This is a genomic window from Qipengyuania triglochinis, assembly GCF_054655615.1.
This window is the reverse complement of sequence record NZ_BAAHND010000002.1, coordinates 767,031-790,559: the sequence shown is the minus strand read 5'-3', so window position 1 is coordinate 790,559 and position 23,529 is coordinate 767,031. Positions and strand designations below refer to the sequence as shown.

Here is a 23,529-nt window from a genome sequence, read left to right as displayed (position 1 = left end):
CTATGTCGCTACGCACCACTTTCTACTGGATCGCGGGAATGCTGGTGGGCCTTGGAGCCCTCCTCTTCGCCGCGAAGAGCTTCTTCCCCGATGCCGGCAACCAGGATTACGCGGCGTATAGAAGCGAGAGCGGCCCTCCCCCTCCATCGGATATGGGGCCGCCGGTTATAGTGCGCGAAAGCGAACACGTATATTCAGGCCCCAGCGATCGCGTTGACCCTGATCTCGACAGTTGGTACTCAGAAGCTGGAAACACCGAGGACGAAACGTCCGATTTCGGGCCAGAAGGGCCCGGGCAACGTATCGAGATCCCGCCTGAACTGCTCGTAGATACCGAAGGACGCGTCCTGAGTTCTCCCGACGATTACTGAACCACCCTCGCTTTCCAGGGCATTGGATTCGGCACACTAAAAGGCGGGCCCGTATATACAACGGGCCCGCCTATCGTACTGCTTAAGCTCAAGCGTTTAGGTGCCGTCCCCACGCAGACCATCAGGCTTATGTTCCTTGCCGTACTTATCGACATTATCGTCGTGGTTCGGCTCGCCCTTATAGGCATCCATATCGATCCGGCCCGAGCTTTCCATGTCGCGCATGTGGTCGATAGTGTCCTGAGTGGAATCGCCCATCAGGCCCGACTTGTTATCGCCCTTCCCGCTTTCCGTGGGTGACCGCGTTTCGGTCGTCACGCCCTTCGCTTCTTCGGCGACTTCCTGCGCCTGATTGCGGTGATCGTCCTGCTCGTCATTATGCGTTTCGGGCGCGAGGCCCGTCTGCCGCGCTTCCTGGCTTTCGCCGACGGGAGTGTTGGTCTTGTTATCGCTCATGGCGTAAAATCTCCTTTGCCCATGAACGAGCGGGCCTCGCAGGCTGTTCCCATCACTCACCGCGTCGGAACGGGTTCCTCGCCGGAATAGTCGTAGAAACCGCGCCCGGTCTTGCGACCCAGCCAGCCAGCCTCGACATATTTCACCAGCAGCGGCGCAGGCCGGTACTTGCTGTCGCGCGTGGTCTTGTAGAGCACCATGAGAATATCGAGACAGGTGTCGAGGCCGACGAAATCGGCCAGCTGTAGCGGGCCCATCGGATGGTTGAGACCAAGACGGCAGCCCTTGTCGATATCCTCGATACCGGCCGTCCCCTGACCCAGCACGAACACCGCCTCGTTGATCATCGGCAACAGGATGCGGTTGACGACGAAGCCCGGTTCATCCTGGCTCAGCACCACTTCCTTGCCCAGCGCTTCGGCGAGAGCGCGGGTGCGTTCGGTCGTCACTTCCGCCGTGGCGAGACCTGGAATGACTTCGATCAGGCCCATGACCGGGACCGGATTGAAGAAATGCAGGCCGATGAAGCGGGCCGGATCGGGCGAATAGTTGGCCATGCGCGTGATCGGGATCGAACTGGTGTTCGACGCCATGATCGCATCGGGACCCAGCACTTTGCCAGCCTTCTCGAAGATGGCCTGCTTGATCTCTTCCTTCTCGGTCGCCGCCTCGATGATGAATTCGGCTTCGCCCATCCGCTCGTAATCGCCGACCGGCGTGATGCGCTTCATCGCACCTTCGGCGTCGGCAATTTCGATCTTGCCGCGCCCGACGAGCTTGCCCAGCGACTTGTCGATCTTGCCGACGGCGTCTTCCGCCTTGTCGAGGCTGACATCGGCCAGCAGCACGTCCATCCCGTTCTGGGCGAACGTCTGCGCTATGCCCGAGCCCATCTGGCCCGCGCCGATGATGGCGATTGTCTTGCTCATCGAGAAATCCCTTCGCATGTGCAGCAAAACGCGGCGTCTAGCGGGGGGAACGGGGCTTGGCTAGCGGTTAGCGCCCGGGATCCACTTCACATCGCCGCGGCCATCGTCATTCGCCACGCGGGCGAGGACGAAGAGATAGTCGGACAGGCGATTGATATAGGCCAGCGCCTGCGGATTGGTCGGTTCGACCGCCGCCATAGAAGTCATCGCGCGTTCGGCGCGGCGGGCTGCGGCCCGTGCGACATGGACGCGCGCCGCCTGCTCCGTTCCGCCCGGCAGCACGAAGCTGGTCAGCGGTTCGAGCCTGGCGTTCAGTTCGTCGATCGCGGTTTCAAGCCATTCGACCTGCGCGGCGACCATGCGCAGCACCATTTCGGAAGGGGCGAAATCGGCACCCTCTTCTGCCGGAGTGGCGAGATCGGCGCCCAGATCGAACAGGTCGTTCTGAATCCGGTAAAGCGCTTCGCCAAAGGCAGTCTCTTTCAGCGAGACCGCAGCGAGGCCGAGCGCGGAATTCGCCTCGTCCACCGCGCCGATCGCTTCCATCCGCGCCGCGTGCTTGGGCAGGCGCGAACCATCGACAAGGCCCGTGGTCCCATCGTCACCGGTGCGGGTGTAGATCTTGTTGAGCTTTACCACGCTGCGGCGAAATTCAGGTCGCGACGCCGAGCAGCACGGCGATGATCAGGATCGCGATGGCCTGCCACTTCACGCGGGCCATCATCGCCTTGTTCTGCCGCAACTGCATTTCCGTCGCGTCCTGTTGTTCGCCGGTCTGGAGATCCACCTTGGTGCTTTGCAGGAAGGCGACGACGCCGCGCACCAGCGAGAGAAGGACCATGGCCATGGCCGCGATCAGCAGGATGACGAGAAAGGTGTTCATGATCCCTATCTAGGCACTCGCCAGCGTAATGCCAGCGGGGAATTCGCCGCGCCGCAGCCGGTCCGCCAGCGCGCGGCCATCCTCTCCCGCCTCGCGGCGATCGGCCAGGCTCGGCGAATTGCGCCGCTTGGCCAGCTTTTCGCCATTCTCGTCCAGCAGGATCGGATGGTGGTGCCAGCTCGGCACCGGCAGGCCGAGCAGCGCCTGCAGCAGGCGGTGGATGTGACTCATTGCGTAGAGGTCCTGCCCGCGGGTCACCAAGGTCACGCCGTTGGCCGCATCGTCGAGCGTGGCGGCAAGGTGATAGCTGGCAGGCGCATCCTTGCGCACCAGCACCACATCGCCGAAGGCGCGGGGATCGGCCACATGCGCGCCCGCGACCTCGTCTTCCCACACCAGCTCGCCCACTTCCGCCATGGCCCGGTCGACATCGAGCCGCAGCGCCGCAGGCTTTTCCGGATCGAGTCGCTGGCCCTTGCAGGTGCCGGGATAGATCGCGCCTTCCGGCCCGAGCCGGGGTTCCAGCGCGGCGATTTCCTTGCGGGTGCAGCTGCAGGGATAGAGCAAGCCCCGGCGCAGCAGCGATTGCGCAGCCTCTTCGTAACTGGCGAGCCGGGTCGATTGCGCAGGCACTTCTTCCCATTCCAGCCCCAGCCAGGCGAGGTCCCGGCGGAACTCCTGCGCCTTTTCGGGCAGCGAGCGTTCGCCGTCGATATCTTCGATCCTCAGCAGGAAGCGGCCACCGCGTGTCGCCGCGATATCGTGCGCGCGAATGGCAGAATAGGCATGGCCCAGATGCAGCGATCCGTTCGGACTGGGGGCGAACCGCGTAACGACCATATTCATACTCTAGCCCGCATGATCGGCAGATCAACGGGACAAGTCTGTGGAAATCCTGTCCGTAACACACTTGACGCTTTGCCGTGCAAGTGGATGTATCCGGAACAGGAGTATCGGGAGGACGCAACGTGTTCAGGGCCGAACTGCTTGAAAGAGCCGCCAGCTTTCGCAGTGCCGAAGGCGATCCGACGCGCAATCTGCAATCCTGCCCCAGCCTGGTGCTGAACGCGGATTACACGCCGCTGTCCTATTACCCACTGAGCCTGTGGCCGTGGCAGACCGCGATCAAGGCGATCTTCCTTGACCGGGTCGATGTGATCGCGACCTATGACCGCGAGGTGCATTCGCCCAATCTCGACATGAAGATCCCCAGCGTGATCGCGCTGAAGCAGTATGTGAAGCCGTCCGAATTCCCGGCCTTCACCCGCTTCAACCTGTTCCTGCGCGATCGCTTCGCCTGCCAGTTCTGCGGTTCGATGACGAACCTTACCTTCGACCATGTCGTGCCGCGCCGCCTTGGCGGGAAGACCACGTGGGAGAACATCGCCACCGCCTGCGCGCCCTGCAACATGAAGAAGGGCGGCCGCACGCCGAAACAGGCGGGCATGAGCCTTTATGCCGAACCCATCCGGCCGACGCATTGGCAGCTGCAACAGCATGGCCGCCAGTTTCCGCCCAACTACCTCCACGAAACCTGGCGCGACTGGCTTTACTGGGACATCGAACTGGAGGAGTGATACGTTCAGCTTCGCCCATGCGGGCCTGAATGATGGAGCACCTGGAGCACAGTCCTGGGCAAAAAAACTCCGGGCGCGTGCCGTCCCCGTAAAGGCAATCGAAGAGAGGGGGATGCGCCGGGCCATGCGCCATCAATGGCATAGGCATGAGCGTGTAGGACAGTGGCTTTTCTCCGCCACCGACCTGCGACCGGGCGCTCTTTCCCCAACGCTTCATTGGAATAGCGTTTCTATTTCACGTTTTGCAACGAATTCCTATCGACAAAGAAAAACCCCGTAGTAAAAATCCGTTTGTCTTCGATTGAAGGCAGGGGTCATTACCAACAGGGGAAATCATGAAGAAATATTATACCGCACTTGCGGCCATTGCGGCCGTGGGTCTTTCGGGCTGCGCAACGGTCGTGAACGGGCCGAATCTCGATTATGCCATCGACACCACGCCGGACGGCGCACAGGCGACCTTCCTCGATGGTCGCAGCTGCACCACGCCGTGCGAACTGGTGATGCCGCGCAAGACGTCCAGCCGCGTCGATATCGTACGCGAAGGCTACGAGCCGACGTCGGTTCTCGTATGGAGCAAGGCCGGCGCAGCCACTCTGGGCAACGTCCTGATGGGCGGCGGCATCGGGGCCGTGGTCGATGGATCGAACGGATCGAACCGCTTCCTCTCGCCGCGCCCGCTGATCGTGCGCCTCGCGCCGCTGGGTTCGGGCGAAGAAGCCGTGCTGCTCGACAAGAAGGGCGAAGTCATCATGACCGTGGCCGAGCATAATGCCGAAGCCTATGAAAAGGTCGCCAAGCAGATCGGCGATGCTGCCGACAACGTGCCGATGGCCGCCAGTGTAGCGGTTGATGCCGACTAAACAGGTTCAAGGGGGTAGCCCTGCCCCCGCCTGAAAGCGAGAGGCCCGGGAGCGCAAGCCGCACTCCCGGGCCTTTTTGCACGAGGCTTGGCGGGACTGGCTCTGTAGGGACGTCGAGCTGGAGGAATGAGGCCAGGGAGTAATGTCCGCTGAAGCCTCTAATTGCGGACTCTCTGTTACTTGTTATCAAGCCAGCGATGAAGTCGTTTTGTTGCCTTTTGGCACTTGGCCTTACTGGCTGCGCCACCTCCACGAATTTCACATATGCTCCCCGTGAATTGGCGGCCGGCTACCCGGTATTCGTCGATAGTAGCGGAGCGAAATGTCTGTTTCAGCTCCAAGATATGCTCGTCGATAGAGAGCAGCTTTCAGAATGGATGACGGACCTGGCAGACAAAGCACGACGGGTGGATTTGGTGGTGGCGAAAGGTGCCGAAGCATGTGCCAGTCGCGCGGGACGCGCTATAAGAAGTGCCGGGTTCGTCGAGATTGCATTTCGCCGCAAAGGCGATGTGATTTATTCGAATGGGCAGGAGCCAGCCTAAACAGGCTTGTCCGCTTTCCGTCCATAATCGGACATTCGCGATGTTCATTACCGGAGCAAAGCTGCCCGTCCGCTTTCAGGCATCCGAACGGAAATTCTGAACAGCCTGAATGAAGGCGCTTCGCAGATTGGCAGGAACGGGGCCGACAGCGGTCAGTCTGCTTTTAGGTGCAATGACGACGAAACCCTACATTCCGTAAGCTACCCCATTGCGGAAGTCGTTGAGCTGGAAAGCGTTCCCCAAACCCTACGACGATACCGCTTCTCGGCTACCTCCGCTGCGCGTTTAGTATACTCTGGATAGTACGAGCATCTTCGCTTTCAGCCTCATAGATGAACGCAGCTGAGCAGGGCGCTTGGAGAAGCGTCAAGGCGCGTGGGTCGGGGTCAGGTAAGACTGTGGCGCTAGGGCCGCGCAATGGAGGGGCAGCCGAGCTCGCCCGACGCAGCGCAATCAAGTAGCGCCCGGGCGCGATTTGGTCTGGTTCCCCGAACGTCGAGTTATCCCACGTGACCGAAAGGTTACCCTGGACCGGACCCATGAGAACCTCGTCAACTTGAATGTCGAAACGCGCGTAATCGGAGAGCAAGCGTTGCGTGGGATCCTCGTATATCCTCCGCGTTTCTGGGGCTAGGCCGGGTGCTGCGAGCATCCTTTTGCGGAATACCTCGTCGCGGACGATTCGATAGTTGGCTATGCGACCGATCACGACGACATCGGCATAGCCGATGTCTTCAAAGGCTGGAGAAACGGAGATTCTGCAGGCCTGAGCCGATCCGGATGACGTTGTCGCCACTGCGACCGCCATCCAGCCCAAGAGCTTCCACTTGGAGTATCGCATTACGATTCGGCCTTTCAATTATTGACGCACGCGCAGTTTAGGGCGGCTCAGTTAACGCTAGCTCTTCATGTTACGAAACCCAAAGCGGCATACCAGCTTTCGCCCAAAAGCGAAGGTCAGGTAACCGCCGCGCGCTCGCGGAATTCCTCGCGCTGCCATTCGCCGGTTTCCAGCACTTCCTTCAGATGGCGGACCGCTTCGGCCATGTCGGCAAAGCGCAGATAGGCGGGTGCAAAGCCGAAGCGCAGGATGTCGGGATCGCGGAAATCGCCGATCACGCCGCGGGCGATCAGCGCCTGGCAGATCGCATAGGCTTCCTTGTGCCGGAAAGAGAGCTGGCTGCCGCGCGCGCCCGGATCTTGCGGGCTGACGAGTTCCAGATCGAGCCCGCTTTCGCCAAGGCACTGGCGGAAGAATTCGGACAGTTGCTGCGACTTGGCATAGAGCGGCTCGATCCCGATCTCGGCAATCAGATCCACGCCCACTTCCAGCGCGGCGAGCGCCAAGATGCCCGGCGTGCCGCACATCAGCCGCTCCACCCCCGGAGCGGGCTGGTAATCGTCGCTGAAAGCGAAGGGCGCGGCATGGCCCATCCAACCGCTGAGCGGTTGCTGCGTGGTTTCGATATGCCGCTCCGCCACGAAGGCATAGGCCGGAGCCCCCGGCCCGCCGTTGAAATATTTATACCCGCAACCGACCGCGAAATCGGCCTGCGCCCCGTTCAGATCGACCGGCAGTGCGCCGCCCGAATGCGACAAATCCCACAGCACCAGCGCGCCCGCATCGTGCGCAGCCTTCGTCAGCGCGGGCATGTCGAACAATTCGCCCGTCTTGTAATGCGCATGGGTCAGCAGCAGCAGGGCAACATCATCGCCGAGCGCATCCATCATGGCATTGCGGTCGGCCAGCCGCCGTTCGGCCAGCCCCTGCTTTTCCAGCCCTTCGATCATGTAGATATCGGTCGGGAAATTGCCGGGTTCGCTCAGCACCACCTTGCGGCCAGCCCCATGCTTTCCGGCCTGCATGGCCAGCGCGGCGGAGATCAGCTTGAACAGATTTACCGATACGCTGTCGGTCGCGATCACTTCATGCGGCTGCGCGCCGATCAGCGGGGCGATCTTGGCGCCGACACGCTTGGGCATATCGATCCAGCCCGCGCTGTTCCAGCTGCGGATAAGATCATTGCCCCATTCTTCCCGCACGACCTGTTCCAGCCGCGCGGGCGTGGCGCGGGGCAGACAGCCGAGCGAATTGCCGTCGAGATAGATCACGCCGTCGGGCACGTCGAAACGATCGCGATAGTGGGCCAGCGAATCGCCTTCATCGAGAATGCGCGCGCGCGCGCCAGTCGGATCAGTCATCGGCCAGCTCCCGCAGGATCGCGCGGCACAGGCCGGCATCGCCGCCGCCCACCTTCAGCGGCAGGGCGATCAGTTCGTACCGCCCTTCAGGCACATCATCGAGCACCAGCCCTTCCAGAATGCGCATATTGTGTTTCAGCACGGCCTTGTGGGCTGCCATGGTCTTGCTCTCCTGCGGATCGACGCTGGGCGCATCGGTGCCGATCAGCTTCACGCCCTGCAGCGCCAGCCATTCGATGGTTTCGGCGGCAATCGGCAGCCAGTCGCTGCGCCATTCGTCATGCGGAAACACGTCCCAGGTGCGGAACAGCACGCGGTCGACGCTGTCGATATGCGGCAGGTCCGCCACGTCGACCTCGCCCTTCACGCCGCGCGCATCCACCACCAGGCAGGTGCCGATATAGGGATCGAGTTCCATACTGGCGGCATCCAGCCCGTCCTCTGCATAATGCAGCGGCGCATCGGCATGGGTGCCCGAATGCGTGCTCATGGTCATCTTGCCGACATTGACAGGCGAACCCTCGTCCATCCGCCATGTCCGCTCGAAGCCGAATTCGGTATCGCCGGGCCAGACGGGCAGCGCCGGGCGCAGGGTCTGGCTGATGTCCCACAGGCGGCGCTGGCTCTTCCAGGAACTCATAATGCCGTCCTCACGCTCAGCAGTTCGGGGAAGAAGGCCGCTTTCAGCACGCCCGCCAGATAGGGCACGCCGGGCGTGCCTCCGGTGCCTTTCTTGAAGCCGATGATCCGTTCGACCGTCTTCAAATGGCCGAAGCGCCAGCGTTGAAAATGGTATTCCAGATCGACCAGCTTTTCAGCCAGTTCGTACAGGTCCCAATATTCCTGGGGGTCGCGGTAGATTTCGGCCCATGCCGCCTCCACTGCGGGCACATGCTCCCACGCGCTGCCATGGTCGCGCTCCAGCACTTCGGCAGGGATATCCAGCCCGCGCCGGGCCAGCAGGGCGATCGCTTCGGCATAGATGCTCTTGCGGGTCAGTTCCTCGCGCAGGCCCGCGGCAACCTCGGGCGTCGCCTCGTGCATGGTGATCATGTCGGGGTTACGCCCACCGAGGAGGAATTCCATCATCCGGTATTGCGCGCTCTGGAACCCGCTCGACCCGCCGAGGAAGGGGCGGATGGTCGAATAATCATGCGGCGTCATGGTGCTGAGCACGTCCCAGCTCTGGATCAGCTGCCCCTGTGCGCGGGCCACTCGGGCCAGCATCTTGAACGACGGGCGCAGCCGATCCTCGCGGATGCATTCGCGCGCTTCGGTCAGTTCATGGAGGCACAGCTTGAGCCACAGCTCACTGGCCTGATGGACGATGATGAACAGCATCTCGTCATGCGCATCGGACGACGGGTGCTGCGCCGACAGGATGCGGTCGAGATCGAGATAGCTGGAATAGGTGATATCGGAAGCCATGCGCGCAGCCCTAGCGCGCGGCGAGGGACAAGCAAACTACTGGTCGATGACCTTCGTTTCGGGATGATGCTTGTCGAGATGCCTGCGGATGGTCTTCAAATTCTTGGTATTCGACCGGTAGACGAGGTCGAAGGCGTCTCCCACCAGCGGCACGGCGCCGATCGCCGTATCGAAACCGATGCGCCCGGCCATGTGCCACAGCTTCCATTTCGGCAGGCCCAGATTGCGCGCCTCCCAGACGATGTAGCTGCCCATGGCCGCCGTCACGAGATCGCCCAGCACCGGCACAAGGCCAATGATGGTATCGAGGCCGATCCGGTAATTGGTGCCCGGCAGGGTCATCGATCGTTCGAGAATGATTTCCATGGCTTCGATCCGGCGGCGGATCGATTGCGGGTCGCGTCCGCCCGGAAAATCGAAGCGCAGCGGGCCGGCGGTGCCTTGCGGTCCGGTGGCGCCTTGCGGTCCGAAGCCTTCGTCCTGGCGGGGCTGCGGGTCGATCGGAGTAAGGCGTCTGTCGTCCATTGCCCTTAAATGGGGGCTTTCGACAGCGGGAACAAGGGATGCACCGCCCAGCCGTTCTCGGAGAAGCCCTCTACCCCGGCGCGGGCCTGCGACCAGCGGATCGGCGTGCCCAGCGGGATGTAGAGATTGGTGGCGGTGAGCGTCTGCTCGGCCTCCGCCAGATAGGAAGCTTCTTCCGCCGCATCGGCCGCATCGAGCGAGAGTTCGACAAGGTAATCCGCATCCGCCGAGCAGACGGGAGCCGCGAAGGCGCAGTTGAACTGGTTGAGGAACCAGCGAGCCCCGGCATAGCGCGCCACGCTGTCACGCAGGGCCAGGTCCGCAAGATCCCTGTCCGCGGCGCGCAGCAGCGCCACGCCGACCGAGGACAGATCCTCGGCCAGGGCAGCGAAAAGGTAATCCGACCCTGGCCCTTCCGGCAGATAGACCGATACGGTCGGTGCGCTGCCGCTTTCTCCCTGCCACTGCCGCACCCGGGATGCAGCTTCGGCACGGCGCTGGTCGAGCGAGAGGCCGGTCCAGCGCTCACCCACACTGCCGTCGTCACCCGCCATGGCGGCGCCTACGATGCGGTTCGAGCCGGTCCAGCCCGACAAATTGAACTGTTCCACCAGTGTGGGGCGATCGATCGCGAGCGCCAGCGCCTCGCGATTGGCGGGACTGGCAAGAAAGCCCTCGGGCCGCAGAACGTCGAGCCCGAACATGCCGATCGCCGAATCGAGCCGGACGGTGCCGCGCGACAGCGCCCCGGTAATGGCGAGCGGAAGCGTTTCGAGACGCCCGCCGAGCAAGAGATCGACCTGCCCTTTCTCGAAGGCCTGCGCCGCATCGCGCGGGGCATAGGGCGCCAGCTGGACCCGGTCGACCAGTTCGAGCCAGTCGCTGCGCTGGGTCTGGCCGCGCAGTTCGGGCGGAATGGGCGCAAGGATGGTGGCATCGCCTTCGCGTTCGGCAAGCATCGGCCCTGCATTCCCTTCGGCAAGGGCAACACCCAGTTCGGGCTGCGCGATAAGATGCAGGAAACCGGGCATCGGACTGCGCAAGCGGATTTCGATGACGCGACCGGTCATCACGCGCACTTCCGAAATCTTGGCGAGGTCGAGGGCGAGGCTGGTGCCCTTCACCCGGGCGATGCTTTTCTCCAGCCCATCGGCGACGGCGCGCGCGGTCAGTCGGGTGCCGTCGGGCAGATCGAATTCGGTGATGCGGAAGATATAGCTGCGGCCGTCATCGGTGACGATCCAGCGTTCGGCCAGCCCGGGGACGATCTCTCCCGCCTCATTGAACCTGACGAGACCCTGCTGCTGCGCCGCATGGAGCAGCTGTGCGCCGGAGGACAACTCCGGCCCGGTCGCGTAAAGCGAGGCCGCATCGCCCATATGGGCGACCCTGACCAGGCCATCATCCGTCCCCCCGCCGCAGGATGCCACGAGCGCGGCGAGCAATAACAGGGCTGAATGACGGAGCATGCGTGTGACCTAGCAGCGCGGCAGGCACACGCAAGATGAACGGGTCAGACGCTGCGCGGCTTTCCGTAACTTTCGCGCGGCGTCAGCGCGGCGCGGGCATAACGGGGTGCTTCGGGCATGTCGCCGACGAGGCTGGTACGCGCCGCGCCCGAATTGATCGGCTCGTCGAAGGAAATGCCGATTCGCGCGCTCTTCGTCCAGGTAACCACGCCGCCCACATCGCCGATCTGCCGGATCGTGACGACGGCCCGCTGCCCGTCCGTGGCAAGCACAGGGCCTTCGACCTGGATGCCGGAATTGGACAAGTTGCGGATCTTGACCTTTTCGCTGCTACCGGCGCCCTCCACACGGAGCTGGGCCATCATCAGCACGCTGTCGCGTTTCTCATTTCGCTTGTCGGTGGCAGGAATCATCTTCGCCTCGATTGAGCAGTGAATGGTATCCTTCGGCTTGCAGCCAGATACAGGCTGCGGCCGAAAAGATAAACAGCGGTTAACCTTATATGTTAACCCGCCTGCCAAACCCGCAGCGAGGCCGCGTCAATCGTCGCGCGAAACCTTCTCGCGCCGCTCGTGCGCTTCCTGCGCCTCGACAGTCATGGTGGCGACGGGGCGCGCGATAAGGCGGCGCAGCCCGATCGGATCGCCCGTCACTTCGCACCAGCCGTATTCGCCCGCATCGATGCGGCGCAGGGCAGCATCGATCTTGGCGATCAGCTTGCGCTGGCGGTCGCGGGTGCGCAATTCGATGCCCCAGTCGGTTTCCGACGATGCGCGATCGTTAAGATCGGAATCGCGGATCGGTCCGTCCTGAAGCGATTGCAGCGTCTGCCCCGCGGCATCGTGGATCGACTTCTTCCAGTCGAGCAGAAGCACGCGGAAATAATCCAGCTGCGTGTCGCCCATATACTCTTCATCGTCCGATGGGACGTAATCGGGATCGACGGCAGCCTTTGCCTGTGCAAGTTTTTCCGAAACATTCGACGCCGATGGGGCCATTGAGCGTGGTACCTTCTTCCCAACTCTCGTGTCCACGGTGAGCCGACATCCCGCTGGCCCGGATATTTCCGATACCTGCAGCCCTCCGAAAGCGCGGCCTATAGAAGCGGTGCGAAGGGCTCGCAAGCGGGTTTCGGGCGATTTGCCCGGACTGTTTCGGCACGGCCGGTCAGGAGGTTAACCCGAATTGCATTCAAGTTAACCATATGTTGACCATCAGGTACCAGTCTGGACCTTGCCGGCAGCCAAGCCGGTAATCGATACGGGGAGTTCGGGACATGGCTTTGAAAGCAATCGACGGGGGTGCGGGGCGCATCGAACAAAGTGACCGGGGATTGGTAACGATCGCCGAATATCTGGCAAACTATCATAGCGGCAGCGTGGATGCGCTCTACGATCTGGGCGTCGCGCTCTCGACGGGCAGCCACGGGTGCACGGCCGACATGATCGAGGCACACAAATGGTTCAACATCGCCGCCTCGCTCGGCCATAAAGAGGCCGCCTGGGCGCGGGCCGACGTCGCCGATGAAATGACCCTGCGCGAAATTCACGAGGCCCAGCGCCGCGCGCGCAGCTGGCTGATCGAGGATCAGCGCAAGGTTGCCTGATCTAGCCTTGCCGTTTGAAGGGCGTTCGACGCTCGAGATAATTGCGGTCGGTGGCCACGCCTTCGCGCTCTCGCTCGAGGAACTCCGCCACCGCCGCGCGGAAGCCGGGATCGGCGATCCAGTGGGCGGAGACGGTTTCGACCGGTTCGTAACCGCGGGCAAGCTTGTGCCCGCCCTGCGCCCCGGCCTCGACTCGCGCCAGACCTAACTCGATGGCGACATCGATCGCCTGATAGTAGCAGAGTTCGAAATGGAGGAAACGCACCTGTCTGGTGCAGCCCCAATAGCGGCCGTAAAGCGCATCGCCGCCGATGAAATTGAGCGCGCCGGCAATCGGTTCGCCGTCTTCCAGCGCCAGGACGAGGACGATCTTCTCGCCCATACGCTCGCCCAGCAGGTCGAAGGCTGCGCGCGTCAGATAGGGCTGGCCCCATTTGCGAGCGCCAGTGTCCTGATAGAAATGCCAGAACGCATCCCAGTGGTGGGACCGGATATCACCGCCGCTAAGGCGCAAAATCTCCAGCCCATCCTGCGCCGCCGCGCGTTCCTTGCGCAGATCCTTGCGCTTGCGCGACGTCAGCGTGGCAAGGAAATCGTCGAAGCTGGCGAAACCCTGATTGACCCAGTGGAACTGGATATCGGTGCGCAGCAACCATTCGGCCTCTTCGAACAGGGGCACCTGATCCGGTTCGATGAAGGTTGCGTGGGCAGACGAAAAGCCGTTCTGCAGGCAGACCTGCTCCGCCGCCGAGAGGAGCGGCGCGGCCAGTGCCGGGTCGGACAATAGCAGGCGCGGCCCCGTGGCGGGGGTGAATGGCGCGGCAATCTGCAGCTTCGGGTAATAATTGCCCCCCGCCCGTTCATAGGCATCGGCCCAGGCATGGTCGAAGACATATTCGCCTTGGCTATGGCCTTTGGCATAGGCAGGCATGGCGGCGAGCGGCGGGCCGTCCTCGGCCGAAATCACCAGCGGCACCGGTTGCCAACCACTGCCCGGACCCACACTGCCCGAATCTTCCAGCGCGGTCAGGAATTCGTGGCACATGAAGGGGTTATCGCCCGCCAGCGCATTCCACGCCGCGGCATCGAACGCGCCGACCGAACCGGCCATCCGTGCGGCAAGGCCTTCCCCGCTCACGCCAGCCCATCCCCTTCGGCGATAAGCGCATCAGCATACTCCGAGCCCTGCGCCCGTGCCTTGGCCGAATCCACTGTCCAGGTGAGGACCGGCATTCCGCGCTTGCGGAGCGAAGCAACCATGGGATTGGGCAAAGCGGCGACATGATAGGCGATGAATTCGGGCCGCGCCGCCCACAGCGCCATGTGCCGCTGCCAGGCCTTTTGCGTCATCCCGATCTCGTCCTCGCGCATGACAAGGCCGCGCACTGTCTGCGGCGAGTGCTTGGCGAACCAGATGCTGACACGCGGATCGAAGCTCATCACGGCATGCGGCCCGGCGTAGTTTTCAAGCGCGCGGGCAACGGCGCGGCAGCTGCGCTTCACGTCGTAACCGCGCCGCGATTTCACCTCGATCAGGATAGGCACCGTACCGTCCACCAGCGGGAGCAGATCGTCCAGCCGCGCCAGCTTGTGCTCGCTATCGAGGAAAGCGATCTGTGCCAGTTCTTCCGCGCTATGCGCCGCCAGCGGGCCGCTGACGCCAGTCAGCCGTTCCAACTCCCAGTCATGCACCAGCATCGCCTGGCCATCCCGGCTGCGCTGGATATCGCATTCGACCCCAAGCCCGCGTTCGACCGCCAGCGCAAAACCGGCGAGCGAGTTTTCGGGGATGCCCGGCGAATGCAGCCCGCGATGGGCATAGGTCCACTCGCGCAGCCACCCGACCCGCGCGGGATCGGGTGCCTTCACGGCCAGACGGTCAAGCAGCGAGAACACGCTCGCTCACCGCTGCCAGCCGCGCAAGATCAGTCCTTGAGCGCAATGATCGCGTCGACTTCGACCGCCGCATCGAGCGGCAGGACCGGTACACCGACGGCGCTGCGCGCATGGCGGCCCGCGTCGCCGAAGACTTCGAACATCAGATCGCTGGTGCCGTTCACGACCTTGGGCTGGTCAGTGAAGTTGGGAACGCTGGACACGAACCCGCCCAGCTTGACCACCTTTTCGACCCGTTCCAGCAGGCCGGCCGCCTTGAGCTGTGCAAGGATCATCAGGCCGCAGGCGCGCGCTGCCTGCTGGCCGCGTTCCAGCGTGACATCCTGACCCAGCTTGCCGGTGACAAGGTTGCCGTCGACAAAGGGAAGCTGGCCCGAGACATAGGCTGTGCTGCCCGACACGACGAGTGGCTGATAGCTGGCAACCGGTGCCGCTGCTTCGGGCAGCGTGATGCCCAGTTCTTCCAGTTTGGCCTCGATAGTCATGCGTTTTCCTTCTGCAATTGCTCTTCCAGCCAGGGCAGCGCCTTGTCCCAGGTGTCGATCCGCGCATCGGCATGGCCCGCTGTATGGGCGCAGTCGATATGCGGAGCGAGTTCGGGTTCGCCGCACAGGTGGAGCGTAGTGATATCGGCAACGGTTTCGCGCGCGGAGCGGTGGTGCTGCGCGAGATCGTCGATGAAAATGGCTTTCGACGGCTGATATTCGTCGAGAATGGCCTGCAGCGCCGGACCCTTGGGGCCCTGGTTGGTGAAGACCCGCGCATCGAGGCCATGCCCCGCCAGCTGCTCGGTCCGCATCTGCTGGCGCTTGTCGACCAGATTAGTGAGGATCACCACGTCTGCCTGTTCGGACACCGAATTGAGCCCTTCGATCGCGCCGGGAATGGGTTCCTGCCGGTGCATTTCGGTATCGAAGAACATGCCGAGCTTGCGCCAGATTTCTTCCTGGTCCAGCACCGCGCCGCCGTCCTGCCAGCGCAGCGCCTGCGAAAAATCGTTGCCACCCATGTGGAAATCGACGCCCTGCGTTTCGGCAAGCCAGCTGCGGAAGGGCGATACCATGTAGAGCAGTACCTCGTCGCAATCGGAGATGATGAGGGGGCGGTTCATGTGTTCAGTTCCCTTGCGGCGGCGACCAGAGTTTCGGGTGTCGTGTTCAAAGCGTCTGCGGCCAGAATAAGGTCCGGCTCGTGATTGGCGAGGAATTCCAGCACCGCCGCCTGCACGCCGCGATCTTCCAGACCATGGCGCAATTCTTCCGGCGTGAGGCCGGTCAGCGAAAGCAGCCGTTCGGCCCGCTTTTCATCGGTCAGCGCCCAGCCCAGCGCTTCGAGCGCCAGCACTTCGGGCGCACGGTCGTCTCGTCCCGACGATTTGTACCCGCTCGTAATTGTCAGTCCTTCCGCATCGCTATAAGGGGTCACCCCTAGAGGCAGGAGTGACAGGCCAAGTGGCAAAGAGAATCCTCGTTGTCGAGGACAACGACCTTAATCGTAAGCTGTTTTGTGACGTTCTGAAGGCGAACGGTTACGAGGTCGTGCCGGTTTCCGATGGCAGCAATGTCGTGGCCGCGGCAAAGAAATCGGAACCTGCACTGGTTATCATGGATATCCAGCTGCCCAATATCAACGGGGTGGAGCTAATCGCCCAGCTGAAGGCCGACAAAGCCTTGAAACATGTGCCGGTTCTGGCCGTGACGGCCTATGCCGGCAAGGGCGACGAAGAACGCATTCGCGAAGCCGGCGCGCAGGATTATCTGGCCAAACCGGTGTCCATCGGCCCCTTCATGGCCTCCGTTCGCAAGCTGCTGGCAGCCTGAACGCATTGCCGCCACGCTTGACAAGCGGGGCAGGAAACCGCTTTGCCGACCCATTCGTTAGGGCCTGCAGTACTGCAGGTCGCACCGCATATTGAAAGAACTGGACCAAACCATGGACCGTGCCGAGGTAGACGCGAAGATCCGCGAACTCGCAGAACCCTTCAACAAGAAGGGCATCGAAATCAAGGAAGACACCACCTTCCAGAACGATCTCGAATTCGACAGCCTCACCGTGATGGATTTCGTTGCCGAGATCGAGGATGAATTCGACATCATCATCTCGATGAACCAGCAGGCCGAAATCGAAACCTACGGCCAGCTCGTCGACGCGGTTCACAAGCTGCAGGCCGCCGCATGAGCGAAGGCATAATCCAGGCCGACCAGCCGCAGACGATCGAAGGGGATGGGAAAGACCTGTTCTCCAAGTTCGACGACATCATCAACCTGCGCGAAGGTCTCCTTTCCAGCGGACAGGAAGACCCGTTCAATCTGGTGATGGAAAAGGTCCTCTCGCCGACCCGCGCAGTGTGCAACGGGCGCGAGACCATCCTGCTCGGCACCTATAATTACATGGGCATGACCTTCGATCCCGACGTGATCGAGGCAGGCAAGCAGGCACTGGCCGATTTCGGATCGGGCACCACCGGCTCCAGAGTGCTCAACGGCACCTATCAGGGCCACAAGGAGTGCGAAGACGCGCTGCGCGAATTCTATGGCATGGACCATGCCATGGTGTTCTCCACCGGCTATCAGGCCAATCTGGGGATCATCAGCACGATCGCAGGCAAGGGCGATTACATCATCCTCGACATCGACAGCCATGCCAGCATCTGGGACGGCTGCGCGCTGGGCCAGGCCGAAGTCGTGCCGTTCAAGCACAATGATATCGAGGCGATGGAAAAGCGCCTGAAGCGCGTTCCCGAAGGCGCCGGCAAGCTGGTCATCCTAGAAGGCGTCTATTCGATGCTGGGCGATGTCGCGCCGCTCAAGGAAATGGTCGCCATCGCCAAGAAATACGGCGCGATGGTACTGGTCGACGAAGCGCATTCGATGGGCTTCATCGGCGAAAACGGCCGCGGCGTGGTGGAAGATGCAGGCGTGATCGACGATGTCGATTTCATCATCGGCACCTTCTCCAAGAGCGTGGGCACGGTCGGCGGCTTCTGCGTCTCCAACCACCCGAAGTTCGAGATCATGCGGCTGGTGTGCCGCCCCTATGTCTTCACCGCTTCGCTGCCGCCATCCGTGGTCGCGACTGCCGCGACCAGCATCCGCAAGCTGATGAGCGGTTCGGAAAAGCGCGCCCATCTGTGGGAGAATTCGCGCACGCTGCACAAGGGCCTGCGCGAACTTGGCTTCAAGCTGGGGACCGAGGAACCGCAAAGCGCGATCATCGCGGTGATCATGCCCGATCTCGAAAAGGGTGCGGCCATGTGGGAAGCGCTGATCAAGGGCGGCCTGTATGTGAACCTCGCCCGGCCGCCGGCAACGCCTGCCAATATGACGCTGCTGCGCTGTTCGCTTTGTGCCGAGCATAGCGAAGAGGAAGTCGGCCAGATCCTCGAGATCTTCGAGAAGGCAGGCAAGGACATCGGGATCATCTGATCGGCACGCGATGAAGGCAGGCACATGACAGCGGGCATGGCGACATGAAGGCCCTGCTCGGCTGGCTGGGGCGCACCGGGGTACTCTACCTTGCGCTGTGCCTCGCTTTTGCCTTCTACATCCTCGTCTGGCCGCGCGTCGCCTCGGAATTCACCAGCGAGAGCCTGCGGCAGGACACCATGTCGGTCGCGGATATCCGCACGACGATCGCGCAGGAGCGCCGCGACCTCGAAGCCGATCTGCGCCGCCGCGAGGGGGCCATCCGCGCGCTCGGCAAGGACCAGCTCGACGCCCGGATCGCCGAGGTGCGGCAGCAACGCGCAGACCTGCAGCGCGAGCTGGACGAAGGCGGCGGCCTGCTCGACACGGTGCGCCCGTCCCGCCTGCTGGCGGCGCAGCGGACCAGGCTGCAGATCGCCGCGCTGGGGGCCGAAATCGACGCGCTTACTGCGGCACGCGAGGCGCGTGTTTCACAGATCGCCGTCGATGCGGCGGACCGCCAGCTCGATCGCTATCGCCGCATCCCCACCGCCAATGCCATTCGCGTTTCCTATCGCTTGTGCCGCGAGGCGGAGACGCAGCTGGCGCAGTTCGACCGGCTCAATGAAGTCGAACAGCAGGCGCGCGATATCTTCCTGCGCGAACGCGAGCGGCTCGAAGAACGGCGTACCACGCGCTGTGACGCCGCCGATGAACGCAAGGCACGGCGCGAGGCCGGGATTGCCGCGCGCGAGCGGTTGGCGCAGGCCCGGCAGGCCTATGCCGAGGCGCAGGAATGGACCACCGCCCCGCTGGCCGACACGACCGAGGGCATGGCCGACACCACCTTGCGCGATGTGCTGGTGGCCGCCGCTTGGGCGCTGCTCGGCATCTTGCTCACGCCCTATCTGATCCGCGCCTTCCTCTATTACATCGTCGCCCCCTTTGCCGAGCGCCGCCGCTCGATCCGGATCGCAGTGCCGAATGCAGGCTCCGGCGCGCAGGTCGCCGCGGCGGACCAGTCGCGCGCTTCCGTGCCGATCACGCTGAAGGCGGGCGAGGAGCTGCTGGTGCGGCAGGGTTTCCTCCAGTCCAGCCCGGCTGGCGCGGAGTTGCGGACCAGGGGCATGGTCGACTGGAAAAGCCCGCTCACCAGTATCGCCAGCGGGATGACCTTCCTCACCAGAGTGCGGGGGGCCGGGACGACCACCGTCATTTCCGCCGACGAGGATCCCTTCGCCGAAGTCACCGCGATCTACCTTCCGGCAGGCGCGGCGATGGTTTTGCAGCCCCGCGCGCTGGCCGCCGTGGTGCAGCCGCAGGACCGCCCGCTACGGATCGAGAGCACCTGGCGCATCTTCAATCTCAACGCCTGGCTGACCCAGCAATTGCGCTTCCTCGTGTTCCACGGCCCGGCACGGCTGGTGGTCAAGGGCGGGCGCGGGGTGCGCGTGGAGCCGGTCGATAGCGGGCGCCGCTTCGGGCAGGACCAGCTGGCGGGCTTTTCCGCAGAACTCAGCTATTCCGTGGCCCGCAACGAGACTTTCGTGCCCTACCTGCTCGGCCGCGAGCCACTGCTGCGCGACCGGGTCGAAGGCGGCAGCGGTGTGCTGGTGCTGGAGGAAGCGCCGCATGCGGGCCGTAGAAAAGGGGTGCGCGCCGGGCTGGAAGGCATGATGGATGCTTTTCTCAAGGCCTTCGGGATCTGAGGCGACCGGCCAAGCCTATCTTATTCCTGTAATAAACCGGCGCCATCGGGGCGGCTCTCCCCCATTTCACCACCGCTTCCGGAGCCGATGATGCGCCTCGCCACCACCCTGTTGTCCGTCCTTGCCCTGACCTTTTCGAGCCCGGGTATGGCACAGGACGATGATTACGATATCTCCTTCGTGGCGCTGGGCGATACGGGTTATATTCCAGCCTACGACACGCCAGATGCGGACGATCAGATCCATCGCGAATTGGGCGATTATCTGGCGATGGAAGCCGAAGACTGGCGCGAGCATAACGGAGACCTGACCGGTTTTCGCCCCACGCCCTGGACCTTCGAAACCGCAAGTGGCGGCTTCATGGCGGCCAGCGGCATGTATCCGGTGGCGATGGCGGCCAAGGAAGTCTGCCTGCGCAAGGGGTGCGATTTCGGCGCGCTGCTGGGCGATAACATCTACCCCGACGGGGCGACGTTGGGGGCTGACGGAATTTCGGATGCCCGCCGGTTCCGCGAGATGCTGGACCAGCCGTTCGGCCGCTTCGCCAGCGGTCTTCCCGGCTTCACCTTCTACGCCATGATGGGCAATCACGATTGGCACATCTCGCGCGAAGCGACCGATGCGCAGCTCGACTATCTGCGCCAGCATCCCGCTTTCACCATGCCCGACCTGTTCTATCGCGCGGTGCCGGAAGGGATGGAGGGTCAGCTCGAAATCTTCGTAATCGATACCGAGATGCTGCTCGCCGGAACCGAAGTCCACGAGGATCAGCTCGACTCTGCGGGGAACGAGATCGCAGACACCCCGCTGGAAGAATGGCCCGATTTCGCCCGCGCCTCCAACGATCGCGAACGCCGCATGGTCGAATGGCTGGGCGAGGCGCTGGCTTCGTCGAACGCCAAGTGGAAGATCGTGATGGGCCACCACGCGCTGTGGTCCAGCGGGGGCAGCAAATATGAAAAAGCCCGCTCGCTGCGCCGCCTGCTGCTCGATCCGATCTGCCGCTATGCCGATGCCTATGTCGCGGGCGATGATCATCTGATCGAAGCCTATACCGACGATTGCTCTGCCGTGCCGGGCGCTAAAGGCGGGCCGGTGCCGATGATCGTTTCGGGCGCAGGCTCGAAATACCGGCCGCAGCACACGATGTTCGCGCGCCGCCAGATCGCCGCCAACCCGCAGATGACCAATCTGTTTTCCCGCGGATCGACCTGGGGCTTTGCCCATTTCGGCATTCGCGGCGACACGCTGGAAGCGACGCTCTATTCCACCCCTGCCGACCAGTCGGGCCGCCCGGTGGAAGAAGCGCGTTTCACCTTCCCGCATCGCAGCCGCTGAGGAACCTGCGCCTGCCATCGTTCGTCTGCCAAGGGAAAAGGAGATTTAACCATGGCAATCACGAACAATGGCAGCGCAACCTATGAAGGTCTCGGCAAGGACGGCAAGGGCCATGTCAGCACCGGATCGGGCGCGCTTTCGGCCCAGCCCTATGGCTTCAACACCCGTTTCGAAGACGCTCCGGGCACCAATCCCGAAGAGCTGATCGCGGCCGCCCACGCCAGCTGTTTCACCATGGCGCTGAGCTTCAAACTGGCGGAAGCCGGCTATTCCGACGGCAATCTGACCACCGATGCCAAGGTCAGCCTGGAAAAGCAGGACGGCGGCTTCACGGTCACCAAATCGGCGCTGCACTGCAAGGGCAAGGTCGACGGGATCGACCAGGCAAAGTTCGAGGAAATCGCCGCCGACGCCAAGCAGAACTGCCCCATCTCGCGCCTGCTGGACTGCGAGATCACGCTGGAAACCACTTTCGAAGGCTGAGCCTTCCACCACGCAAAAAGGGAGGGTGCCGCATCATCGGCGCCCTCCCCTTTTTGTTCCGGATCAGCGCCCGAACACCCACTTGATCGGTGGCGACACGCGCCGAACGCCGGTTTCAGGCCTGATCGTCATAATAGATCGGCCCCAGCGCATCGATCACCGTCAAGGCTTCCACTGCATTGGCCCTTTCTCGATTCCCGTCCGCAAGGTCGATCACCACCTCGGTCTTGTAACCGGTCAGCGTCCGCGATTGCTCGATGCCATACTGGCTCTTCGACAGGTAACGCTGGAAGTCCTTGCGGGAACGGATGAAGAAATAGGACTTGCCCCTGGCCTGCGCTATTTCGGCAGCGCGCAGCAGGGTCATTTCCTGCACCACCGCGCCCGAGGTCGTGTCGCCCGTATATTCGACCTTGATCGAACCATCTGCATTTTCGACCTCATCGAAACCCGAGGTGCGCGGAATCCCGCCCAGCAGGCTGGTGCCAAAGCTGAGTGCCCCGCCGACCAGCGCGCTGAGGACATCGGGGCGCGCCTTCTTGTAATCGATCAGCTTGCGTTCCGATTCGGGCCGCAGCAGCAGGCTGTCGGCCATTGATGCAAGCTTGAGCGGTGCCCGCTCCGCCCGTTTTTGCAGGGGCGCAAGCGCGGGTATTTCATCCGCCAGGCCCTCGGCGGCGGCGGCATAGGCCGCGTGAAATTCGTCCGTTACACTGGCAGAGCGAAGCCCCATGCCTTTGACGGCCGCCGCGGCATCGCCCAATCGGCCCTCGCCAATGGCAATGCGCCCTTCGACGAGCTTTTCCATCGGCACGAACACCGAAACGCGCGCCATGTCGGCAAACGCATTTGTGAGGCTTGCCGCCTTGGCCTTGTCATCCGACGGCGGCCGGGGGGCCAGCGCGGCGCGGGTTGCATCGATCCACGCGCGCGCCCGCTCCGTTTCGCCAACGGCGGCAAGTGCATAGGCAGTCTGCATGGCCTCTGCGACCGGGTTCTCCCAGCGCCCCGATGCGATGGTGGATCTGCCGTTCTTCATCACGAGATCGTCGAGCGACGGGGCCTCGGGAAGGTTAATCACCGGTTCTCCGGCCGATGCGGCGAGCGTTTTCAGGCCGTCGGTGCCCTTGGCAATGCCGGGCAGCACGCTGCGGAAATCGGGATCGATCCGGCTGATCCCCTGCCACAGACCGTCATGATCGGCCGATTCCTCATTGCCTGCCACAAGCAGGGTCGCGACGCGCTGCACGGACAGGGCGTAGGGCCGCCGGTCCAGTGCGGTCCGGGCGAGCGAAACGGCCTCTTCGCGCCGACCCAGTTCGTTCATCGCGATGGCGCGCAGGAGATCGATCGAGACGCCCATCGACCTTTCGTAGAAAAATTCCCCGGCATATTCCTTCGCCGCAAGGTCCGCGGCGTCGAGATCGGCGAGCGCTGCCTCGTGCTCGCCGAGCCGGATGTTTGCCGCAGCGCGGGCGCGCATCATGTGGGCGCGGCGCAGCGTCTGTTCGGGAAGCAGCTTGCCAGTCTCGAATGCGCGATCGCACGAGCTTATGGTTCCCCGCGGATCGGGCGCATCGTTCCGGCGGAAGAAGATCGAGCCGCCGCCCGGCAGGGTCGCCTCCCCCCGCATGCCGTCATCGCTGCGCTTGGGCTTGCGCAGCCCGTCGCACCCGGCGAAATCCTGGCTCACCCCGGCCTGTGCCGGTACTGCCAGCACAAGCGCCAGCGATGCGAGGCCGAGGCCCGCCAATATGTTTTTCATGAATTCGATTCCCCCACAGGATTGCCCAAACGGACGTTATCCTAAGCGGCTATTTTTAAAAGACAGTTTAAGGGGGTAAG

At 63.0% G+C, this 23,529-nt stretch carries 28 protein-coding genes; 10 read left to right on the top strand and 18 right to left on the bottom strand.

What is annotated here, in order from left to right:
* Positions 1-2: 2 nt before the first annotated feature.
* Entirely contained in the window at positions 3-371 is a 369-nt protein-coding gene (locus ACYQ0G_RS10040; RefSeq protein ID WP_460102142.1) for a hypothetical protein, read from the top strand.
* Positions 372-467: 96 nt separating this feature from the next.
* Here ACYQ0G_RS10040 and ACYQ0G_RS10035 read toward each other — a convergent pair whose 3' ends face one another.
* The 5 genes from ACYQ0G_RS10035 to gluQRS are packed head-to-tail and all read right to left on the bottom strand — an operon-like array spanning position 468 to position 3,479.
* Positions 468-827: a hypothetical protein gene (locus ACYQ0G_RS10035; RefSeq protein ID WP_460102140.1), complete on the bottom strand. Its 360-nt coding sequence runs from the start codon at positions 825-827 to the stop codon at positions 468-470.
* A gap of 56 nt (positions 828-883) precedes the next feature.
* Positions 884-1,756: a 3-hydroxyacyl-CoA dehydrogenase NAD-binding domain-containing protein gene (locus tag ACYQ0G_RS10030; protein WP_460102138.1), complete on the bottom strand. Its 873-nt coding sequence runs from the start codon at positions 1,754-1,756 to the stop codon at positions 884-886.
* 60 nt (positions 1,757-1,816) lie between these two features.
* Positions 1,817-2,395 (bottom strand): cob(I)yrinic acid a,c-diamide adenosyltransferase, encoded by a 579-nt coding sequence (locus tag ACYQ0G_RS10025; protein WP_460102136.1) that lies wholly within the window; start codon positions 2,393-2,395, stop codon positions 1,817-1,819.
* A gap of 13 nt (positions 2,396-2,408) precedes the next feature.
* Positions 2,409-2,639: a hypothetical protein gene (locus tag ACYQ0G_RS10020; RefSeq protein ID WP_460102134.1), complete on the bottom strand. Its 231-nt coding sequence runs from the start codon at positions 2,637-2,639 to the stop codon at positions 2,409-2,411.
* 9 nt (positions 2,640-2,648) lie between these two features.
* A complete protein-coding gene (gene gluQRS / locus ACYQ0G_RS10015) occupies positions 2,649-3,479 on the bottom strand; it encodes a tRNA glutamyl-Q(34) synthetase GluQRS (RefSeq protein ID WP_460102840.1) in 831 nt (276 codons plus the stop codon).
* A 128-nt stretch (positions 3,480-3,607) separates the two neighbouring features.
* Here gluQRS and ACYQ0G_RS10010 point away from each other — a divergent pair, with 128 nt between their 5' ends.
* Positions 3,608-4,216, top strand: coding sequence for an HNH endonuclease (locus ACYQ0G_RS10010; RefSeq protein ID WP_460102132.1), 609 nt, complete (start codon positions 3,608-3,610; stop codon positions 4,214-4,216).
* A 335-nt stretch (positions 4,217-4,551) separates the two neighbouring features.
* Entirely contained in the window at positions 4,552-5,079 is a 528-nt protein-coding gene (locus tag ACYQ0G_RS10005; protein WP_460102131.1) for a hypothetical protein, read from the top strand.
* Positions 5,080-6,581: 1,502 nt separating this feature from the next.
* On the opposite strand, the gene kynU is transcribed toward ACYQ0G_RS10005, so the two are convergent.
* From kynU to dksA, 7 genes are all read right to left on the bottom strand, one after another.
* The gene (kynU, locus tag ACYQ0G_RS10000) at positions 6,582-7,826 is read right to left on the bottom strand and encodes a kynureninase (protein ID WP_460102129.1); all 1,245 of its coding nucleotides are present in this window, start codon (positions 7,824-7,826) and stop codon (positions 6,582-6,584) included.
* Positions 7,819-8,466, bottom strand: a complete 648-nt coding sequence (kynB, locus tag ACYQ0G_RS09995; RefSeq protein WP_460102127.1) for an arylformamidase — start codon at positions 8,464-8,466, stop codon at positions 7,819-7,821. The genes kynU and kynB overlap by 8 nt, the downstream gene beginning before the upstream one ends.
* On the bottom strand, positions 8,463-9,254 hold the full coding sequence (locus ACYQ0G_RS09990) for a tryptophan 2,3-dioxygenase (RefSeq protein ID WP_460102125.1): 792 nt from the start codon (positions 9,252-9,254) through the stop codon (positions 8,463-8,465). The genes kynB and ACYQ0G_RS09990 overlap by 4 nt, the downstream gene beginning before the upstream one ends.
* A 36-nt stretch (positions 9,255-9,290) precedes the next feature.
* Positions 9,291-9,779 (bottom strand): DUF4112 domain-containing protein, encoded by a 489-nt coding sequence (locus ACYQ0G_RS09985; protein ID WP_460102123.1) that lies wholly within the window; start codon positions 9,777-9,779, stop codon positions 9,291-9,293.
* A gap of 5 nt (positions 9,780-9,784) precedes the next feature.
* Positions 9,785-11,248: an ABC transporter substrate-binding protein gene (locus ACYQ0G_RS09980; RefSeq protein ID WP_460102121.1), complete on the bottom strand. Its 1,464-nt coding sequence runs from the start codon at positions 11,246-11,248 to the stop codon at positions 9,785-9,787.
* 44 nt (positions 11,249-11,292) lie between these two features.
* The gene (locus ACYQ0G_RS09975; RefSeq protein WP_460102119.1) at positions 11,293-11,661 is read right to left on the bottom strand and encodes a PilZ domain-containing protein; all 369 of its coding nucleotides are present in this window, start codon (positions 11,659-11,661) and stop codon (positions 11,293-11,295) included.
* Positions 11,662-11,787: 126 nt separating this feature from the next.
* Positions 11,788-12,246, bottom strand: coding sequence for an RNA polymerase-binding protein DksA (gene dksA / locus ACYQ0G_RS09970; protein WP_460102117.1), 459 nt, complete (start codon positions 12,244-12,246; stop codon positions 11,788-11,790).
* 278 nt (positions 12,247-12,524) lie between these two features.
* Here dksA and ACYQ0G_RS09965 point away from each other — a divergent pair, with 278 nt between their 5' ends.
* Entirely contained in the window at positions 12,525-12,854 is a 330-nt protein-coding gene (locus ACYQ0G_RS09965; protein WP_460102115.1) for an SEL1-like repeat protein, read from the top strand.
* 1 nt (position 12,855) lies between these two features.
* Here ACYQ0G_RS09965 and ACYQ0G_RS09960 read toward each other — a convergent pair whose 3' ends face one another.
* Genes ACYQ0G_RS09960 through ACYQ0G_RS09940 form a run of 5 tightly spaced genes read right to left on the bottom strand, consistent with a single transcriptional unit; the run spans position 12,856 to position 16,208 of the window.
* The gene (locus tag ACYQ0G_RS09960) at positions 12,856-13,992 is read right to left on the bottom strand and encodes a GNAT family N-acetyltransferase (RefSeq protein WP_460102113.1); all 1,137 of its coding nucleotides are present in this window, start codon (positions 13,990-13,992) and stop codon (positions 12,856-12,858) included.
* Positions 13,989-14,750: a glycerophosphodiester phosphodiesterase family protein gene (locus ACYQ0G_RS09955; protein WP_460102111.1), complete on the bottom strand. Its 762-nt coding sequence runs from the start codon at positions 14,748-14,750 to the stop codon at positions 13,989-13,991. The genes ACYQ0G_RS09960 and ACYQ0G_RS09955 overlap by 4 nt, the downstream gene beginning before the upstream one ends.
* A 29-nt stretch (positions 14,751-14,779) precedes the next feature.
* The gene (locus ACYQ0G_RS09950) at positions 14,780-15,235 is read right to left on the bottom strand and encodes a RidA family protein (protein ID WP_460102109.1); all 456 of its coding nucleotides are present in this window, start codon (positions 15,233-15,235) and stop codon (positions 14,780-14,782) included.
* On the bottom strand, positions 15,232-15,861 hold the full coding sequence (locus ACYQ0G_RS09945; RefSeq protein ID WP_460102107.1) for an HAD family hydrolase: 630 nt from the start codon (positions 15,859-15,861) through the stop codon (positions 15,232-15,234). The genes ACYQ0G_RS09950 and ACYQ0G_RS09945 overlap by 4 nt, the downstream gene beginning before the upstream one ends.
* Entirely contained in the window at positions 15,858-16,208 is a 351-nt protein-coding gene (locus ACYQ0G_RS09940; RefSeq protein ID WP_460102105.1) for a DUF3572 domain-containing protein, read from the bottom strand. Before ACYQ0G_RS09940 ends, ACYQ0G_RS09945 begins: the two co-directional genes overlap by 4 nt.
* Between ACYQ0G_RS09940 and ACYQ0G_RS09935 the strand changes: the two genes are divergently transcribed.
* The 6 genes from ACYQ0G_RS09935 to ACYQ0G_RS09910 all read left to right on the top strand — a co-directional run bounded on the left by ACYQ0G_RS09935 (position 16,202) and on the right by ACYQ0G_RS09910 (position 21,684).
* A complete protein-coding gene (locus ACYQ0G_RS09935) occupies positions 16,202-16,570 on the top strand; it encodes a response regulator (protein ID WP_460102103.1) in 369 nt (122 codons plus the stop codon). The two genes, ACYQ0G_RS09940 and ACYQ0G_RS09935, sit on opposite strands and share 7 nt — an antisense overlap.
* Before the next feature lie 112 nt (positions 16,571-16,682).
* The gene (locus tag ACYQ0G_RS09930) at positions 16,683-16,928 is read left to right on the top strand and encodes an acyl carrier protein (RefSeq protein ID WP_221544132.1); all 246 of its coding nucleotides are present in this window, start codon (positions 16,683-16,685) and stop codon (positions 16,926-16,928) included.
* Positions 16,925-18,175, top strand: coding sequence for a serine palmitoyltransferase (gene spt / locus ACYQ0G_RS09925; protein ID WP_460102100.1), 1,251 nt, complete (start codon positions 16,925-16,927; stop codon positions 18,173-18,175). The genes ACYQ0G_RS09930 and spt overlap by 4 nt, the downstream gene beginning before the upstream one ends.
* 44 nt (positions 18,176-18,219) lie before the next feature.
* Positions 18,220-19,863: a hypothetical protein gene (locus tag ACYQ0G_RS09920; RefSeq protein ID WP_460102098.1), complete on the top strand. Its 1,644-nt coding sequence runs from the start codon at positions 18,220-18,222 to the stop codon at positions 19,861-19,863.
* Positions 19,864-19,950: 87 nt separating this feature from the next.
* Positions 19,951-21,201: a metallophosphoesterase gene (locus tag ACYQ0G_RS09915; protein ID WP_460102096.1), complete on the top strand. Its 1,251-nt coding sequence runs from the start codon at positions 19,951-19,953 to the stop codon at positions 21,199-21,201.
* Between the two features lie 51 nt (positions 21,202-21,252).
* Positions 21,253-21,684 (top strand): OsmC family protein, encoded by a 432-nt coding sequence (locus ACYQ0G_RS09910; RefSeq protein ID WP_460102095.1) that lies wholly within the window; start codon positions 21,253-21,255, stop codon positions 21,682-21,684.
* Between the two features lie 115 nt (positions 21,685-21,799).
* Here the strand turns inward: ACYQ0G_RS09910 and ACYQ0G_RS09905 are convergent, their stop codons facing one another.
* A complete protein-coding gene (locus ACYQ0G_RS09905; RefSeq protein ID WP_460102093.1) occupies positions 21,800-23,449 on the bottom strand; it encodes a hypothetical protein in 1,650 nt (549 codons plus the stop codon).
* Between the last annotated feature and the right edge of the window lie 80 nt (positions 23,450-23,529).